General features: G+C 36.8%; 11 protein-coding genes. 7 read left to right on the top strand and 4 right to left on the bottom strand.

The annotated features are described in order from the left end of the window. Positions 1–67: 67 nt before the first annotated feature. Entirely contained in the window at positions 68–739 is a 672-nt protein-coding gene (locus tag ACFS7Z_RS08735) for a hypothetical protein (protein WP_377483447.1), read from the bottom strand. Between the two features lie 342 nt (positions 740–1,081). Between ACFS7Z_RS08735 and ACFS7Z_RS08730 the strand changes: the two genes are divergently transcribed. From ACFS7Z_RS08730 to brxL, 7 genes are read left to right on the top strand one after another with little or no spacing between them, the layout of a single operon-like run. After that, positions 1,082–1,561 carry a BrxE family protein gene (locus ACFS7Z_RS08730; protein WP_377483445.1) on the top strand — a complete coding sequence of 160 codons (480 nt, stop codon included), beginning with the start codon at positions 1,082–1,084 and terminating at the stop codon, positions 1,559–1,561. Continuing rightward, complete coding sequence (locus ACFS7Z_RS08725) at positions 1,561–2,334, top strand: BrxA family protein (protein WP_377483443.1); 774 nt, start codon at positions 1,561–1,563, stop codon at positions 2,332–2,334. The genes ACFS7Z_RS08730 and ACFS7Z_RS08725 overlap by 1 nt, the downstream gene beginning before the upstream one ends. Next, positions 2,324–2,893, top strand: a complete 570-nt coding sequence (locus tag ACFS7Z_RS08720; protein ID WP_377483441.1) for a BREX protein BrxB domain-containing protein — start codon at positions 2,324–2,326, stop codon at positions 2,891–2,893. The genes ACFS7Z_RS08725 and ACFS7Z_RS08720 overlap by 11 nt, the downstream gene beginning before the upstream one ends. 6 nt (positions 2,894–2,899) lie before the next feature. Beyond that, positions 2,900–6,490: a BREX system P-loop protein BrxC gene (gene brxC / locus ACFS7Z_RS08715; protein ID WP_377483439.1), complete on the top strand. Its 3,591-nt coding sequence runs from the start codon at positions 2,900–2,902 to the stop codon at positions 6,488–6,490. A 24-nt stretch (positions 6,491–6,514) separates the two neighbouring features. Further along, on the top strand, positions 6,515–10,510 hold the full coding sequence (gene pglX / locus ACFS7Z_RS08710) for a BREX-1 system adenine-specific DNA-methyltransferase PglX (RefSeq protein WP_377483437.1): 3,996 nt from the start codon (positions 6,515–6,517) through the stop codon (positions 10,508–10,510). After that, positions 10,503–12,977, top strand: a complete 2,475-nt coding sequence (locus ACFS7Z_RS08705; RefSeq protein ID WP_377483435.1) for a PglZ domain-containing protein — start codon at positions 10,503–10,505, stop codon at positions 12,975–12,977. The genes pglX and ACFS7Z_RS08705 overlap by 8 nt, the downstream gene beginning before the upstream one ends. Next, positions 12,977–15,064 carry a BREX system Lon protease-like protein BrxL gene (brxL, locus tag ACFS7Z_RS08700; RefSeq protein WP_377483432.1) on the top strand — a complete coding sequence of 696 codons (2,088 nt, stop codon included), beginning with the start codon at positions 12,977–12,979 and terminating at the stop codon, positions 15,062–15,064. The genes ACFS7Z_RS08705 and brxL overlap by 1 nt, the downstream gene beginning before the upstream one ends. Positions 15,065–15,259: 195 nt before the next feature. Here the strand turns inward: brxL and ACFS7Z_RS08695 are convergent, their stop codons facing one another. The 3 genes from ACFS7Z_RS08695 to ACFS7Z_RS08685 all read right to left on the bottom strand — a co-directional run bounded on the left by ACFS7Z_RS08695 (position 15,260) and on the right by ACFS7Z_RS08685 (position 18,357). Then, the gene (locus ACFS7Z_RS08695) at positions 15,260–15,559 is read right to left on the bottom strand and encodes a hypothetical protein (RefSeq protein WP_377483430.1); all 300 of its coding nucleotides are present in this window, start codon (positions 15,557–15,559) and stop codon (positions 15,260–15,262) included. A gap of 144 nt (positions 15,560–15,703) precedes the next feature. Continuing rightward, positions 15,704–16,402 carry a hypothetical protein gene (locus tag ACFS7Z_RS08690; protein ID WP_377483429.1) on the bottom strand — a complete coding sequence of 233 codons (699 nt, stop codon included), beginning with the start codon at positions 16,400–16,402 and terminating at the stop codon, positions 15,704–15,706. Positions 16,403–16,686: 284 nt separating this feature from the next. Then, complete coding sequence (locus ACFS7Z_RS08685; RefSeq protein WP_377483428.1) at positions 16,687–18,357, bottom strand: hypothetical protein; 1,671 nt, start codon at positions 18,355–18,357, stop codon at positions 16,687–16,689. Positions 18,358–18,758: the final 401 nt, after the last annotated feature.

The following is an 18,758-nucleotide window of genomic DNA, read 5'->3' as shown; positions in this document are numbered from 1 at the left end:
AGGTTTATTCAAAAATATCTACCGTATTTTTAGTCACCAACTTTATAGCATCTCTGCTCTTTACTATTCAAGACAACAGAGGAATAATCATGCTATTGCCGTGATTAACAAGCTTCTCAGTTGGTATGTTTTTAGTTACCTCAACAGATTGCAAAATGTACCCGTATTCATAGGAAGACTCCTCTTCTTTTAGCTTAAACACTTCTCTGATGTCAGATGCGAAAGCTTTTTTTGAGACATCCTGATTAACCTCTAGTTTTAGTTTTCCAGAGGCACTTAGTTCATACTCTGGTTTAACAGCAATAGGTAAGGACTGATGATCAAGAATTTTTTCCTGTGCTAAGATATATTTAACCCAAATGGTTTTCTGATCCAGCGCATCTTTATCTGAAGCAGGAGTGGGTAGTACTATCCTTTCTCTTTTCTTAGGTATGGGGCGTTCGGTAGTAATGCTTTTTGTTGATGAACGCTTAGTATGAGGAAGCTCAATCTTTCCTGATGCAGTTAATCCCTCCAAAGCAGAACTTTTATCATGTGATAGCGAAGGTGAATGTAAAGTATCTCTGTTTGCCAAGGATGGAGCATATACCTTTACCAAGAGGTCATATTGTTCTTGAGTAATTTTTGTAACTGGTTTATTTTCTACATGAAAACCTTTGGCTGCTAAGAAATCTACAATTGTGTATATACCAACATTAAGTGTTGTAGAAACCTGTTTCAGCCTTCTCGTTCGTTCCATTTTTCAGTCGTTCTCTTAAATCAAAGCTGCTTAATATAGCAAAAACAAAATTGGATTATGAAATATCTTAATGGAGTTTTTTTAATATTTTAAACTGGCTATTAATCGTGTATAAAACTTGGTCAGTGCAGTGTTTTGGTTTAAATTGAAAAGAATTTTACCCTAGTTGATGCTTAAGCCATGGAGGTAAGGGGCATATTTTAAGAACTATATGATTTATAGGTAATTAATTGATTGCATTATCAAACACTAAAAAATGTGATTCTTCGATTCTTATGAAGCACTGCTAAGTCAGATCATAAAATGACTTTTATAGGAATTGATTTAAAAAAAAATTAAAACATGACACATAATGTCAACAACTGGATTCTACTACGACAACTAGTTATCCTTTCTGGAGAATATAGTAATTGGTGGCCTACGAACATATTGAGTGCAAACGGGGAAGAGTTTTTAGGGTATGCTCTACCGAAAACAAAGAAATCTGCCACATTGCATCTAGCTTCACAGATATGCCAAGTCAATCATGACAAGCACATTGGTCCAGGTAAATACCACTTGTTTCGCTTACCCCAAAAAATGGAAGAAAATATCTTCACTGAATTAAGGAGCTTTATATCGAACGATGGTACACTAACTCAGGAAGAGGTCTTAAGTGAGCTTAGAAGGCTTACTGGTGATATTTCTACTGAGACTATTAAAGGACCAGTTCTAGTTGGTCATAATACTGAGCTAGGGGATGACTCTATTCTTAAGACCTTTGCACGTCATTATTATGAGGCATTTAAAAACAACTACAGCACATTTCCATATTTGAATTAATGATAAATACACAATGGGTCTATAACTCTGATTTGTTAAAAGGTACAGGTTTAATACAGGAAACTCTTTTATTGCTGGATATCTATGAGCCTGGTATACCAAAAGCTGACCTGATAAAGAAGGTTATAGAATCAAACGTCCTAGTTAGAAACCACCCAAATAGAATCAAAGACATTGTGAATCATACCTTCTTCAGAAGATACTTGAAGCAAGGAGAAGATACAGTAACTTCTTTAAAGTTACTAAGAGAGAAACATGTAAGCCTTGACATCTTAAATCAAATATTTCTTATCTACACCTGCCGAGCTAATTTAATTTTATTCGATTTTATACGCTTTGTGTATCAAAAGCTAATAAAAGAAGGAGCAAGTGAATTACCAGGAAATGCAGCTAAAGCATTTATAGATGAAGCCATTATAGATGGAAATATCGAGAAAGCATGGGCAGATTCAACCAAAAGAAAGGTTTCTGAACATATCAATGCCAGCATGATCGACTTTAAGTTGATCAACAGGCAAAGAAAGATTTTGCCATTCTTTCCATATGACTTTGTCGCTAATTATTTAGTGCATCAATTACATTTCAGTGGCCTCTCCGATGAAGCAATTTTAAATGCTAAGGAATGGGAGCTGTTTGGATACAACAGACATGATACTTTAAAACACCTTGAAAGACTGTCCTTTCAAGGCAATTTTATATTGCAAAGCTCTGGTGAGATAGTTAGAATTACCTGGAATTACCAAAATATGAACGAACTTATAGATGCTGCTTGATAATAAATTTAAAACCATTCTAGATTCCTTAGATAAACCAGCAACAAGCCATCATGCTGGGGATAAGCAACTTTGTTATCTCACGTATGAGCCATCTTTAACCTTAGAAGTTAAGAGGAAGCTTCCAAATTGGTTAAGCTTGGCAAAGGGCTATCAATTCGAGTGTTCTGTTTTGTCCATAGCTCAGGTAACTAATGATTTCTTTAGAAACAATCCTAGACGGAAAGGTTGGCCTGTGCCTGATGCATCATCAGGTTATGATGAAATCATAGATTTCTTTAAAGATGATTTAGGATCAATGATCATAAGCAATAGAGTCATTGAAAAGTCTATTTTAGAGAAGCAGGAAACCTGTAAGCATCAGAAAAGACCACTACTGATATTGTCTGATATAGAAGCTTTGCATCCTTTTACTAGGTTTGGTCCAATCGAGCAGAATATCTACAACGAAATAGAGATACCACTTATCATATTGTACCCTGGTAGCCTTAGCGGGTCCAGCTTGGAGTTTTTAGGATATTATCCACCAGATGGTAACTATAGATCAAAACACTTTTAATCTGTCATGAGCAAAATCAAAGAATTGTTTGATCCTTCAAAGGATATATACAGGAGTATAGAGAAGGTAGTTACTTTTGGAAGCACTAAGCCAGAAGCACTCAAGAGAGAGGTTTCAGAATATGTTGTAACTAATAAGTTAAAGCAGAATTTTGAAGATATTCTTGATGCGATGAATGTAGGAATGCAAACTGGAGATAAAGATCAAGCAAACGAAGTAGGTGTTTGGATATCTGGTTTCTATGGTTCAGGTAAGAGTTCATTTGCAAAATACTTTGGGTTAGGCTTAAAGAAGAACTTTATAATAGATGGTACTTCTTTCCAGGATAGACTAATTAATAGAATTAACTCTCTTCCAATAAGCCAGCAATTAAAAACCTTGGTTCAGAGATATGATCCAGAGGTTTTTTTAATTGATATGGCTACACAGCAAATCAGCGGGTATACCTTAGCTCCTGTTGGTACCATTATTTATCACGAAGTAATGAAATGGGCTGGTTATGCAACAGAAGAAAAAATTTCTCTCTTAGAGAGAAAACTCGAGATGGATGGAAGGCTGGAGGAGTACAAGAAGTTAGTAGAAACTGAAAATGAAGAAGATTGGGATAAATTAAAATTTGAGGATAAACTTACCGCTAAAGGTATTGCTCAGGAATTGGCTCCACGCTTTTATCCAAATATTTGGAAAGATGCAAGGTCGTTCAATATTACTAAAGTTGAAGATATTGAAAACGACGAGGAGAAGGTGAAGCATATGCTATCCCTGATCAAGAAGAAGTCAGGTAAAGATAGTGTGCTTTTCATTTTGGATGAAGTGGGACAGTATGTTTCAGCTGATAATGGCCTTATTCTGCAGCTGCAAGGAACCATGCAAAATTTCAAAAATATTGGAAATGGCAAAGCATGGATATTGGCAACAGGGCAGCAAACATTAACAGAGGATAATCCGAATGCACGTTTCAACTCAGAAAAGCTTTATAAGCTGAATGACCGCTTCCCTATCAAAATAGACATAGAGGCCTCTGATATCAAGGAAATTACTACTCAGCGTCTTTTAGGAAAGTCGTCTTCAGGAGCACAAGAACTGAAGCAATTCTATGCAAAACATGGAGAAATGCTTCGCCTAAACACGCGCTTAACAAATGTTGACCGAACTGTTTATAAGGCAGATTTAGATGAGAAAAGCTTTGTAGACTTATATCCTTTTTTACCTCATCATTTTAACCTGCTGCTAAACCTTCTTGCCAGATTGGCAAAAAAGACAGGCGGCATTGGTTTAAGATCCGCAATACGTGTTATTCAGGATGTATTGACTGAGGGGCCTGCAGACATGTTAGCTGAAGAGAAAGTAGGTCGCTTGGCAAACACTGCTCATATCTATAATGTGTTAAAATCGGATATCAGAAAGTCTTATCCACATGTAGCGGCTTCCGTTGAAAAAGTAATCAACGTTTTCAATGAAAATTCTGAGGAGGCAACAATTGCTAAATCAATTGCTACACTCCAAATATTAGATGATTTTCATCTGTCTATAGAAAATCTGGCTGTGATGATGCATCCTTCCGTTGATGCACCTTCACAGTTAGATAAAGTTAAGGAGAAGGTTAACGAGCTTAAAAATACTAAAGGTCAAACTTTGAAGGAGATTGATGGTCAGTTACGATTCATGACTGATGCAATTATCCGAATCGAAGAAGAAAAGCAAAAAATTACGGTCTTTGGAACCGCTTCACGAAGAGTATATGACGATCAAGTTGAAGATATATTTACGCCATTACCTACTGCTCGAATAGCCAATACAAAAGCTGTTAAGTCTGGAGTTCAGTTGGTTTTGGATGAACGAACTACTAAGCTTATAGAGCAAAATGAAGAAATACAACTCGAAGTTCACTTTGTTCAAAGGACCAGATATACAACTGAGCTAGAGGAGCTAAAACAGAAAAGTACCGACAAGCTTAATACAAGCAGAATTTACTTCCTAGGCGTTCTGGATGAAGATTTAGATAAAGCAGTTGAAGAAATTGTGCGTTGTGAGGAAATAGGCGGCACTAAAAACAGGTATGACGATAAAGAAATAAATGAGTACTTAAATAGTCAGCTTCAGGAAGCCCAGAACTACAAATTACAGGTTAAAAGGAAGTTAGCTTCGTCATTAGAAGCAGGAGAATTCATCTTCAGAGGAGCATCAACCCCTACTAAGGCATTATCAAGCAATTTAAGAGACGCTGTCAATCAACAGTTAAAAGCTGCTGCGGAGGAAGTTTATCATAAGTATAATCTGGCGGCTCAGTCTATTGACTCAGCGACTGCTCAAAAGCTGCTTCAGTTTGAAGATTTAAGGTTACTACCTGCCACTTTGAACCCATTCAATCTTGTAAAAGGGGATGGGAGCATAGATGTTAATGCTTCTGCTCTTCAAGCTATAGAAGATTATCTGCAAAGTGAATTACAAATTGATGGTCGTAAACTACTACAACACTTTAGTGAGGCACCGTTTGGATGGCATAAGGATACTACTCGCTATTTAGTTACAATAATGTTCTTAGCTTCCGTGGTTAAGCTGAGAATTGCAGGAGATACAGTTAAGGTAAAAGGTCCGTCTGCTATAGAAAAGTTGTCCAGTGCAGCTGCATTTAATCAAATTGGCGTTTCCCTTCATAGCGATGATCAGCCTACCCAAGCTCAGAAGCTTTGTGCGGCTAAACACCTAACTGAACTTACACTTACAACTGTGCCGCCATTGCCGCAAAAAATAAGTGAGGTGGTGATGAAGCACTTTCCTGAGTTTCAAAAGAAGTATGGTAACCTTAGATATATTTTAGAAAATCTAAAACTCCCAGGTAAGGATAAAGCTGAAAGCATCCAGGAGGGGATTTCTGAAATTTTAAAAGGTGATGCTTCTGATGCAACATTTAGATTAGGTAAAGATGATGCTGAACTTTATGTTGCCTTGGTTTGGGCTAAAAAGGTACAACAGGCTTTTGATAATGGTATAGAAACGGTAATAAAGAAAGTTCAAAATACTAAAGCAGATATAGACTCTTTGCCTAACCAAGGAATAATTGGTGATTTAAAAGAAAAGTCTAAGCCACTATTCGTTAAAGTTGATCAGGTTATACAATCAGAGAACTTCTTTGAAAGAGCAGCTGATTTGAATGATTATGCTACAGAGTTAGATAACACCATTGCTGAGGCTTGCGAAAAATTCAGAGAGCATGAGAATGATAATATAGCGCTATCTATAAAGGGAATAAAGTCTTCCCCTAATTGGGCGCTTTTAGAGGATGAACAAAAACAGGAATTCTCGCTTCGTTTAGATAAGTCTCTGATTCTAGAAAAAGCTGGAACGAAAGGTATTAGGGAGATAATCAATGAGGCATACGTCTTTAATAACCTGACTAAGGAAATTGAAAAAGAAATTGAAGAACTCACTAAAGCTGAGGAACCTGCTCCAGGAACCAAGAAAGTAAAAAAGGTGACCCTTTCTCATTTACCGAAGCGGTTCGAGAAAAAAGAAGATGTTGATCCTATCATTGAAGAGTTTACCAAGATAAGAGAACAGCTTATTGAAGATGAAATTGTAGATATAAGCTGGTAATTATCAAATCTGTTATTCTCGATTATGGCTATTACTAAAGCAGCCCGAAAAAAAATATTAGACCTTGTACAGCAGGCTAAAGCTCTGCTTATGGATGAGGTTGAATCTCAACTGCAACAATTTTATGGGATTCGTCCTGATGGAATAGTTGTATTAATTGAGCAGTTAACCACAGAAGATTCAGAAGTAGTATATACAGCAAGGCTTTTACGACAGCGATTAGAGTACATTAAGTCTAACCTTCCTTCAGCTAGTAATAAGGAGGCCGAGGCGGTACGACAGTTGGTCAGAGAGCAGGCTTTTACTATACTCAACCGCATTGCCAGCCTCCGTATGGCAGAAGAGAGAGGCATCATTAGCGAGAGTATCCGTAATGAGTATAATAGTGAGGGCTTCCAAATATTTGATGATATTACTGGAAAAGGTAAAACCGCTGAGCAATTCATAAGGTACAAGTGGTACATCCATGCTATTTTTGATGAGCTAGCTCTAGATTTACCGTCAATCTTCGACCGTTTCTCTCCTTATGCTCTGATTTTTCCATCTGAAAGAGCATTACGTGCATTACTAGCTATCATTAATGATGATCAAGTAGCAATGCATAGGGAAGAGGGGATGCAGCCAGTTAACCTATGGAAAGAAGATGAGACCATAGGATGGATATATCAATACTATAATTCTAGTAAAGAGATAAAGCAGATGCGTGATGCATCTGACCTTCCTCGTAATAGTCGGGAGCTGGCTGTCAGGAATCAGTTCTTTACACCAAGATATGTTGTTCAGTTTTTAACTGATAACTCTTTAGGTAGAATGTGGTTTGAAATGACAAAGGGTAATACCAGTCTCCACTCTATCTGTAAGTATCTGATTGTTCATCCAAATGAGGTATATCTTCAAAAGGGTAAGATTATACCTACCAATGAAGATGAACATAAACTCTACATCGAGCATCGCGAGCTAAAAGATCCCCGTGAAATTAGTCTTTTAGATCCTGCATGTGGTTCTATGCATTTTGGCTTGTATGCTTTTGATGTGTTAGAGCATATTTACATTGAAGCATGGGACAACCAGCCATCTCTACTAACAGATTTAAGGAATAGCATTACCCGACAGGAATTCATTAATAATGTACCTGAATACATAATTCGCTTCAACATACATGGAGTGGATATTGACCCAAGGGCTTTGCAGATAGCCGCACTAAGCTTATGGTTAAGAGCGCAAAAGAGTTTTGATAAGTTAGGTCTCGCGCCAGAACAAAGGCCACAAATAACCAAGAGTAATCTTGTGCTGGCTGAGCCAATGCCTGGGAATGCTGATGTTTTAAGCGAGTTAGTCAAGCCTCTAGACGCCCCTATGCGAAAGTTGATGCTTTCTATTTGGGATCTAATGGAAATGGCTGGGGAAACAGGCTTATTGCTAAGAGTTGAAGAAGAGATTGATCGTAAGATTAAAGAGATTGTAGGCGAGTTAGTTAAGGAATCAAAAAATACTCAGCTCTCCTTAGGCAGTAACAACGAAGACTTACAAGCCGCAGAGCAAGCAGCTCTGTATGCTTCTAAATCTTATCGTGATAACTTCCTCGAAACATCTGAGATTAAGGTTATAGAGCTGTTGCAGGGGTTAGCCGAAACAGCCACTAATGGAGATGCTTATCAGAAACTACTGTTTGTAGATGATACTGCAAGAGGCTTTGCTTTTATTGAGTTATGTCGTAAGAACTATGATGTAATTTTGATGAACCCACCTTTTGGTGCAGCATCTAAGGATACAATTAACTACTTAAGAAGCTCTTATGATAGTTTTTGTGATAATTTATATGTTGGATTTACACTAAGAATGACTGAGCTTTTAAACAGTAATGGTATAATTGGCTCAATAACAGACAGAGGATTTATTAATAAGCAATCATTTGAAAAGTTTAGAAGGGGAATTATTACTCAAAATAGTCTTGCATGTTTAATTGATTTAGGTGGAGAGGTACTGGATGGAGCTAACGTAGATGTAAGTGCACAAATACTAGCAGGAAAGTCTGTAAGACAATCCATTTTTATAGATGTTAAAAACTATAAAGACAAAGAACACCAAATTCTTCTAAACCTAAAGAACATTAGTGATACGGCCTTCCTAAACATAGGTTCTTTTTTATATTTTCCTTATGCTTCTTTTGTCTATAATATGCCTAAAAGCTTGTTGGAAAGTTATGAAAAAGGAGAAATAGTAGGAGAAAGCTTGTTTAATTCTCAAAGAGGGCTAGCATCTAGTGATTCAAAAAGGATGTTTAGGCTCTTTTGGGAGCCTAAAGTAAATAGTATTAAAGAACGTTGGGACTATTTTCAAAATGGTAGTCCATTTAGTCCTTATTACTACCCTACCTTCCTCGTAGTAATCTCTGATAACTTTACATTTAGAACAGTATTGTCACTAGATTCTGGGAGAGTTACAGGACAAGAATTTTATGCAAAACCAGGTATTGCATATGGGAAAAGAACAGATATAATGTATGGGTACAAAATGAGGTCTGGGCATGTATTTTCCGTAGAAGGTCATGCAGTCTTCCCTGTTCAGTTTAACGATATTTGGTTCTCCTTATTAGTAATCAATTCAAGTCCTTATCAAGAAATAATTAACCACTTATGTGGCCAACATAAATTCTCTGGCTACATAAATCCTGCTCAGATTGAATCAAGTAAGTTTATCGATAAAGGGAATGATCTTAGAGAAGTAACCAAAACACTAGAATTCTTAGATTCTGGAAATGAAACTTCATCAATCTTTTGCTATCCCCATGTATTCGATTTTAAAGAACTAGATTTTAAAGGAGCACTATCTGCAAGTATTAAGCAAAATGCTGAAATAACAAGCACTGCAAATAAATTCAGATTTAATTATAACGAGTTAGTTGAAAATAATTTTGAATGGAAAAGCTTAGGTAGATTTGATAAGTTTGTTGATTACACAAAGCTGTATTATGGTGTTGAGAATAGCTTAAATAATGAATGCCTAAAAGTTGTCTCGTACTTAGTAGGGGGCATCTTTGGCCGATGGGACCTAACTGCAGCAAAAGTATCAGGAAGATCAATTGATTTAGGTATGTTCAATGAACTACCTAAATATCAGCCAGGGAGACTGCTCAATGAGTCCAATGAGATGCCAAGTAGCATTACAAGTAACAAATATACCTCGCCTAAAGACAAATGTTTAGAGACGTCTCAGAACAGATACATAACCTTAAAGGATATAATAGTAAGGGACGGTATAGTTACAGAGGAAGAGTTAGTTAAGAAACTAGAGTTATTGACTAATACACTACTACCAGTTAACTCTATTGATGACATATTATCTGTTCTTGAGGAACGTAGTCTTAATCAAGTAATAAGTAAATTAAATGTCTTTTTTGATTTTCATTTTAATACTTACTCTAGGTTTAGACGAGAAGCTCCAATTTACTGGCCTATATCAACAATTTCAGGGAGTTATACAATATGGGTGTACTATCCAGAGCTTACGAATCAAACACTATTCACTGTTGTAAATAACTACCTGCAGCCAAAGATTGATGAGGTAGCAGACGATGTAGCAAAGCTTCAAAGCAATTCGATAATTGATAATAATGGTCTAAAGCAGCTTAATTATCAGCGTGATTTCCTTCATGAGTTAGAAGAAATGAAGAAAGAAGTATTGCGTGTTGCTAATCTTCCTTATAAGCCTAATCATGATGATGGGGTGCTTATAACAGCTTCTCCACTTCATAAGCTGTTTAGACACAACAAATGGTCAAAAAGCACAGAGGAATGCTGGAAAGGATTAGAAAAAGGGGATTATGACTGGGCGCATTTAGCATATTCAATATGGCCAGGAAGGGTAGCTAATAAATGCAAGAAGAACTTGAGCTTAGCAGTTACACATGGGTTAGAAAGTATATGTGAAATAAAGCCTAAGGCAAAAAAAGAAAAGAAGGCTAAAGCTACTATAGCAAGGAAACCAAAGCAGTTGACCATAGGCTCAGAAAATGATTAGGGAATACATCATTTCGCATATAAAATCTAAACTGGTTGATCATCCATCTCTGGTGATTTATGATTCGGAACAGCGTTATCAAGAATTATTAACTGGTTTAGCAAATGATCATATCAAGATTTTCGACACATCTGATTCTGTTCTATCAGTTAGGGAAGATGCTCTAGATTTCTATACAAATACTATTCCTTCAGGTAAGGACAAGAAGATGGTACTCTATGTACCTTTCCCAGCTCCTCAGTCTAAGCAGGATAAAATATTAGATCCCTTTTACATATTTTCTTTCGGAGGCGTAGTCTTTCCATACGATGCAGGTGATAAGTATGAGTCACTGTGCAAAGCATGTTTCAAAGATAAAGAGCAACAGATAAATCAGCTGTTTCAGGAGGAAATTCCTGATTTTGATACGATAGATGCTTTAGGTGGAGGTTATACCTGGGCCAAGCTACAAACATTAACGGGAGGGAAGTCTGAAAAAGAAATTTTAGTTGAGTTACTAGCGCCAGGTCCTACACGCTTGGAAGCACTTAAGAAGGATAAAACATGGTTGAAAGAGTACAAAGAGCTGTCAAAACAAATAGGGCTCACTACAAAAGAGAAATCATTTGATGCTGTTAATGATGAACTTTGGAGATTCATACTATTTAGTGAGTTTGTTTTTGATTTGCCTATACCGCTACCAACTAACTTAGCCAGCATTTCCATAGCTAAAAACTCATCGAAGAATTTGATTTTAGATATTTGCCAAACAATTCGTAATAATAAGGTTTGTGAGGATTTGTATATAGAAAAGGCAGATCAGATAGCTGAGCAGCTTTCATTACCTGAGCTTTTCAAAAATGAGAATAACTTAGGTGACATTATTACTTTTTCCTTTGAGGATAATACTTACTACTACCACTTGGTAGACTTGATAAAAGAGGGTAAGGGAGAAGAAGCCAGTAAGATAATTGCAAAGAGCAAAAATAATATCTGGTACCATCACGATGAAGAAAGAAGAAGATATTGGAAGCTTGCAGAAGTTGGGTTACAATTAATACAGCTTACAAATGACAAAGCACCTACTGCTTCATCTCTTCATATATTGATTGATAACTATACTACTGTAGGGTATAAGGTTGATCAACTACAGCGGAAATTTGAAAAGCTGGTAGTTGAGGTAATACAATCGAATACGGCAGTATCTACATTAGTTGAGCTTGTAAGAAAGCAATACAGAAAGTTTACAGAAAAACTCCAGAAGAACTACCAACTACTTTTCAAAGACGAGCATTGGCCTGTTGATGGAGTAGTACATAATAATCAGGTCTTCAATAAGTTTATACAGCCTCTGTTAAACTCTAATACTAAAATTGCCTATATTCTGGTTGATGCATTAAGGTTTGAGCTTGCCAAGGAGTTAGAGGGTTTAATAGAAAAGCATTTCTCTGTTGAATTGTATGCAAGCTGCGCCTTCTTGCCTACTGTTACGAAATATGGTATGGCTGCTCTCTTACCGAATGCTGAGAAGGAACTGCACCTGGATGAGCATAAGGGGACTTTGGAAGCGTTTATGGGTACAAAGCCTTTACTAACACTGGCAAACAGGAAAGAGTACCTAAAAGAGAAGCTAGGAGACCGATGTGACATCATATCATTAGATAACTTAATATCCTCATTAAAAGTCAAAGCTATTGACTTATTGGTAATCACAACCAATGAAATAGATGCAGCAGGTGAAAATTTAGCCTCAAATGCGTTGGTTATGATGCATCAGGCTATTCAAAACCTGGTTAAAGGAATCTTTCTTTTAAAGCAGAGTGGCTTTAACAAAATTGTTATCGCTACAGATCACGGTTTCGTATTGCATCCATCATTTTTAGCGGGAGATAATGTTTCGAAGCCAAAAGGAGAATGGCTGATGGCTAAATCCAGATCCTTAGCAGGAAAAGGAGCCGCATCAGATTATACATTAAGTTTCTTGCCAGAACAGATAGGGACAAAGTCTACTGTTGAATTCTTTTCCTTTTTAAGAGATTTTGCAGTTTTCGAGAAGAATACTACATACTTTCATGAGGGAGTTTCTCTTCAGGAGAACGTTGTACCTGTTATGGTCTTAACTAATCAAAAGGCCAGAAAGCAGAAGAAAGTTGAGGTTAACGTTACCTATAAAGGAAAGTCTGGTGGCTTTATTACGACCAGAAGGCCTCTTATTGAAATCTCTTCCTTTATTGAAGGTGAGCTGGGGCTTGAGCCTGTTGTTATTCGAGTAGAGGCTTTGGCAAATGGCCAAATAGTAGGTGTAGCTGCATCTGATGAAAAAGTGAATGAGACCACCAATTTAGTGGAGATCATGCCTGGCCAAGCCTGTAAGATTCCGATTGATATGCAACCAGAATTTGAGGGTGAGTTCGAAATTAAGCTTACGGATCCTGTAACAAGCCTTACATTAGCATCTATTACTTTAGAAACCGATTACATTTCCTAATGGATAGTTTAGATAAGAAGCTCAATGAAGTTTTCACGGGTAAAGTAGTCAGGAAAGATTTAGTGCATCATATCAAGAAGGCAGCAAATGTGCCTTCATTTGTACTAGAGTTCTTGCTATCCAAATACTGTGCGACTGATGATCCTGCAGAGATTGAAGCAGGTAAAAGAGCCGTATTAGAAGTAGTAGAATCTAACTATGTAAGACCTGATGAATCAAACCGCGCTCAATCCAAAGTTCAGCAGCAGGGGAGGCATAAGTTTATTGATAAGATACATGTAAAGTATTACGAGCGAGAACGTCGTCATTGGGCTGAGATGGAGAATTTTGGCTCAAAGCGTATTGCAATAAATGAGAAGTTCTATAAGGAAAACGAGAAGCTATTAGAAGGAGGTATGTGGGCAGAAGTAACAATCGCTCACAATGACATTGAAGAAGATAACTATGCTTTTTATATAGAAGATCTTAGACCTATTCAGCTTTCAAGGTTCAATGAATCAATATATTTTGAGGGAAGAGAGCAGTTTACAAGGGATGAATGGATTGATGTAATCTTACGTAGTGTAGGTTTGAATCCTGAAATCATGGATAATCCTCCTGCAGAGATAAAAGATAGATTTCCAAGTGGCTTAAGATTAAAGCTACACTTTATATCCCGATTGATACCTTTAGTTCAAAACAACTTTAACTTCATTGAACTAGGACCAAGAGGTACAGGCAAATCATACTTTTATTCAGAGTTTTCTCCTTTTTCAACACTATTGAGTGGTGGGCAAGCAAGTACAGCAACCCTATTATATAATAATGCTCGCAGGAAAGTTGGAGCTGTCGGCTTTTGGGACAATATCGCCTTTGATGAGGTAGGTAACATGAAAATCAAAGATTCTGATACCATCCAAATCATGAAAGACTATATGGCTAATGGTCGCTTTTCCAGAGGTCAGGAAGTAATAGCGAATGCAAGTTTCTCCTTTGTTGGTAACATAGACCAATCAGTTGACCAACTTGTAAATTCATACGAGCATGATTTGTTTGTTACGCTACCCAAAGCTTTTGACCTGGCTATACAAGACAGATTTTTCTTCTTTTTACCAGGATGGGAAATACCCAAAATGGACAACAAGTTTTTTACTGAAAGCTTTGGACTGATTACAGATTATATGGCAGAGGCTTTTCATTATATGTTCAAACATAATAAAGATTATGTTGATGTAGTGAATAAGCGGCTAAAACTCGGTGCCAGTGTTCAAGGTAGAGATGAACTAGCAATAAAGAAGACTGTCACCGCTTTGGTAAAAATTATTCATCCTTCTGGCGATCCTTCTGAAGAAGAATTCAATGAGATTGTAGAGTATGCTATTGAAGGTAGACGTAGAGTAAAAGAGCAAATGAATAAGCGAAAGCCTGACGATGAATTTGCGCTAATCAATCTATCATACTTTACTTCTGATGGAGAAGAAAGAGTCGTCTATTGTCCTGAAAGTAGATACGCTCAGGCTACTCAAAACCCACGAAAAACAGAAGAAAATTCTGCTGCGTTCAAGCATTCAGATACTTCCCCTATAGATAAAAAAGAAGTATCAATAAACACTATTCAAGAAAAGAAAGTATCGTTAGAGGAAAAACGTTTCAAAGTTTACTATGGTGATACAGGCTATAGTTATGAAACTGTATTCAAAGACTATTTGGTTGGTGCAAGCGAAGTGGTTTTAGAAGATGCTTATGTACGCCAAAGACATCAAATTTTGAATTTTTTACGCTTTTGCGAGATACTGGTTCGTGTAGGTGACTGTAAAAAGATAAAGCTAATTACCTGTGCAGATGACGATGTGCAGCAAAAGGATAATACATTAGCCTTTGATCAGATAGCTGACAATTTGTTTGATCATGGCATTGAGTTTCGTTTTGAATTCAGTAAAACTCTTCATGATCGTGAGCTCAAGTTGAGCAATGGCTGGAACATAAAAATGGGAAGAGGCTTAGATTACTTTCAATCTCTTGGGGGAAATTATCTACAGATTGGAATTAGCGACTACGATTTAAGACCTTGTCTGGAAACCAGTTTTGATATATATAAGGTGAGGTAACATATATTTCATCATTTCTTTGTTGACCTTGTCACTATCTGGACCTGCACATCGATTGCTTACCTCACCATCACACCAGACAAGCTGATTTTTCTTTCGCAACCCCACATTATAAGGTGAGAAGGGTTGCGAAAGAAAAAATGTCAGGTTTTATTAAGTCTGCTGAAGCTGCACTGTAAGGCTATATTATTTTTATCACAGTTTTCTAAGAATCTTTAGTTGTTCAAGATATAGATTAATTTCATTCATAACTTGCTGTATTTGTGTATAGTCAAACCAGCATGTGTTCTCTTCCAGAGAGAGAATAAAATAGGCTAATGAGTCCGATCCAGGTTTGAAATACTTATTAGCTTTCTCATAAGTACAAATACTTTCATTTACAGTTTCATAATGGAACAGAATGAATAAATCAGCTTCCTGTTCAGGAGGAAGACCATCATAATCTAACCATTCGGAACAATCTTTTTCGCTATTTTGTAGGATATTGTGTATCATTTTATTGCTTTTTTAATTTTATTGAATTCCTTCAACCAACTATTATGGAATCAGAAATGGTTAATGCTTTAAATTTTTAGTATCTAATTTCAATTCTACATAGCCTCTGATAGCAGTATTTTGTTTTTGGGATAGCATGTCATACTAGTCGTGAATCAGGAAATCACCGATGATGAATTTACGTTTAGCAATCTTATATTCGTTATATTGGATTGCGAATCCAATATCAATCAACTCCTTATCGCTCTTCTGATCAACATAAACCTCAAGCTTAGTGGGGTTGCTAGTAAATGCCCTTTCGCCTGCTGAAAGCCTATCAATCAGGTTCTTGACGTGGAAAGTTGTGTTTAGGCAGTACATTGCTCCATTTCCCAAATGCCTGTATATCTTTTGCTTGCTAATCTTACTGAAGGTCGTCAGACTGAAAGTTCGGCTTGCATATAGTACCAGTTCACTCATTGGAATGCTATCACTTCCTGCTATTTCGAGTACATCTGTAGGCAATGGCACATAATCATCATCTGTATATTTTAAGTTTTGGCTGTTGCGTGCGTAGATAGCATCTATTTTAGATTGAGATTTCTTTGCTATGAGTAACAGAGTTTTAATTATCTTGAACTGCTTGTTATTGCCAGCTTCATTCTGTTCTCCGATCAAATAGTGCAGTTCACAATCTGGTGCTTGCCTCATAAACCTTAATGCTTTTACATAGTCATCCTTCATCCAAATAGGCTCCTGCTTATGAAAAAGACTATCTTCACACTTTGCTATAAGCAGGATGTGATATTGTGGATTTTGGGCTGCTAATGCTTCTAATGCCTCTTTAAGTTGTTTTTTTGTCATTTCTATAAATTGTTAATTGTTATTAATGATCATTATAGAAATGACAAAGGGGTTTGTTTTATATATTTTTGCTTTGAATGAAGAAAAGTTAAAAGTTGGCAGACATAGTATACATGCTTGCCTGGACGCGGGAAAATATTTTTTCAGGTTGGCACATTACCACTCTTTTGTGATTTGCTACGGCTTGTAACTGGACTTACGACTACTAGTTGGTTGCATAAAAATCGAAAAGACCTACTAGATATCCAGCAGGTCTTTTACCATAAAAAACTAACCTTAGTATATTATTTACATTCTACTACTGGTGCTGGTAGGCCTAGATCAGCGAACGTAGTAGCAATTAAGCTCCTGAAAATTTGTTCGTCTGCTGCCGCAATGATGAAAGAATCATGTACAGAAGTAAACTCATGGCATGCCTGAAGGCTTGCATTTCGATTAGCTAAACCTGATGCTTTTAAGGCTATGATATCAATCATGATTCTGCTTTCAAGCCTCTGTAGCAACTGAGGTACAGAGTAAATAGGAGCATCGGCTTTACCATTTAGAACATTCTGCTTCTCTTCTTTCCTTGCCCTGTTGTTGATGATTTCACACAACCTGATTACGTTGGGGTAGTGGGCTTTCAGCAGGTCCTTTTCCTCCTTGCTCTGCCCAGACCTGGAAAAGAAAGCCCTGAAACATAGGTCCTTCACATAGGTCTTCCCGTACTGACCATTGAATTTGCTCATGATAGTTTGATAAATACTGTTGGTAAGGGATACATCCACAAACTCTTTCACATCTTCATAGGAGTCGTAATAGTGCTTCATAGTATGCATAATTTCATTCAGACGAACTTGCTTCATCTCTTTTTTCAGCACTTCCAGACACTGATCTGGGTGCAGCACCATACAGGCGAAGAAAAAGAACTGTGACGCCTTCAAGTCTATTTCCTTAGCGGTAGTGCCATTGATATTTATGTACTTTCTGAGGTGCCTGGAAGTGTTTGTAAATACACTGTGAAATCTCTCTCCGTACAAATCAGAAGCCGTAATATATATATCACCATTTTTAATGGAGTTAACGTTGACTATAACATTGTTAAGTGCTTCTTTATCATTGAACTCACCAGGATTTGCCAACGCCCAGCTAGTGAAACCATCTACGTCAATATTCGGAGCCATTTTGAATACATTGGCAATCAGGTGATGTCGGAGTGTCTGCTTTAGAATTTGCTGTCTCTTCTCTTCCTTTATTTCAAACAGCCTTAGTAACAGCCTTTGTGAGCTATATTCTACACGTTGATACATTCTCAGGTCACCAGGTTTATTAAGGTGCCTTTGGTGCCACTTATACATTTTTGCAAACGCATTAGGACAGTAGCTTTCCTCTTTCTTTTCGAAGCCTGTATAGAAGCCCCTGATGTATTCAGCATCTTTGAAGAAGGTGATATACTTTTTGTAGTTTCGGCCAACATAGTACTTCAAGTCCTTATTGTGCAGGTTCACATAGCCCTCCGAATAGACAGACTTTCTTTTCTGTATATCGTCCATTTTGCAGCGCATAATGATGAGCAGAGATGATAGTGCTAATGCTCTGTCTATTTCGAACTTCGTCTTCTTGTCTTTCCAGTGTATAACTGCATCAGCTTTTATAACCTCTATTGATAAGTTAATCGGCAGCCATCCGTGACTCTTCCAACTCCCAGGATGGCTAGCCTTAATTTTCTCTAGTTTCTTATTATAAACAAGCCATTTTGCCTTACCTACAGCTTTTCCGACAGCTAATCCTTTTGCCTTGCCTTTAGCTTTACCTATATGCTGGCCTTTCGTGCTGTCTCTGACTGGCTTCTTCAGCCATTTTTTTGTTAATCCATTCCAATATTTACCAGTGGCTGGGTCTTTTTGTCCGTGTTCCATCTCTATAATTATTTTAGTATTATAGTCTGGAAAAAGGCTTTGTTTTATGTCTCCCAAAAAAATATATGATTCGTCTTTATTGATAGGAAAGAGGGAGGAAATATTAATATAATTTAATGGGTTTTATAGTAAATAGATATTATAATAATCTATAACTAATATAAAATTCATATAGGCTTAGATAACAGACTTATAAATATTGAACTATCAGTAAGGGTTGATAATCAATGATTAATCTAAACAATAGCAAAAAAAACTCTTATCACAGATTCAATACTTAACTACTTAAAGAAGACTAATTCATATAGAATATAATAACTACAAAAGTCAACACCTATATCATCTTCAAAAAGCATATCCTGTATCATTAAAAACTGATGTATCTGATTAGCTTAACAAAAAAAAGAGATGGTACTGAGCTATCCCAGTACCATCTACATCTAATTATTGATTAATAA

The sequence above is a fragment of the Pontibacter toksunensis genome (assembly GCF_042686245.1).
Lineage (GTDB): Bacteria > Bacteroidota > Bacteroidia > Cytophagales > Hymenobacteraceae > Pontibacter > Pontibacter toksunensis.
This window is presented reverse-complemented; position numbering and strand designations above follow the sequence as displayed.

Bases quoted from the DNA above. Each gene is read 5' to 3' on its own strand.
- ACFS7Z_RS08705 (WP_377483435.1), top strand. From the start codon at position 10,503: ATGATTAGGGAATACATCATTTCGCATATAAAATCTAAACTGGTTGAT.
- ACFS7Z_RS08720 (WP_377483441.1), top strand. From the start codon at position 2,324: ATGCTGCTTGATAATAAATTTAAAACCATTCTAGATTCCTTAGATAAA.
- ACFS7Z_RS08725 (WP_377483443.1), top strand. From the start codon at position 1,561: ATGATAAATACACAATGGGTCTATAACTCTGATTTGTTAAAAGGTACA.
- brxL (WP_377483432.1), top strand. From the start codon at position 12,977: ATGGATAGTTTAGATAAGAAGCTCAATGAAGTTTTCACGGGTAAAGTA.
- pglX (WP_377483437.1), top strand. From the start codon at position 6,515: ATGGCTATTACTAAAGCAGCCCGAAAAAAAATATTAGACCTTGTACAG.
- ACFS7Z_RS08735 (WP_377483447.1), bottom strand. From the start codon at position 739: ATGGAACGAACGAGAAGGCTGAAACAGGTTTCTACAACACTTAATGTT.
- brxC (WP_377483439.1), top strand. From the start codon at position 2,900: ATGAGCAAAATCAAAGAATTGTTTGATCCTTCAAAGGATATATACAGG.
- ACFS7Z_RS08690 (WP_377483429.1), bottom strand. From the start codon at position 16,402: ATGACAAAAAAACAACTTAAAGAGGCATTAGAAGCATTAGCAGCCCAA.
- ACFS7Z_RS08730 (WP_377483445.1), top strand. From the start codon at position 1,082: ATGACACATAATGTCAACAACTGGATTCTACTACGACAACTAGTTATC.
- ACFS7Z_RS08695 (WP_377483430.1), bottom strand. From the start codon at position 15,559: ATGATACACAATATCCTACAAAATAGCGAAAAAGATTGTTCCGAATGG.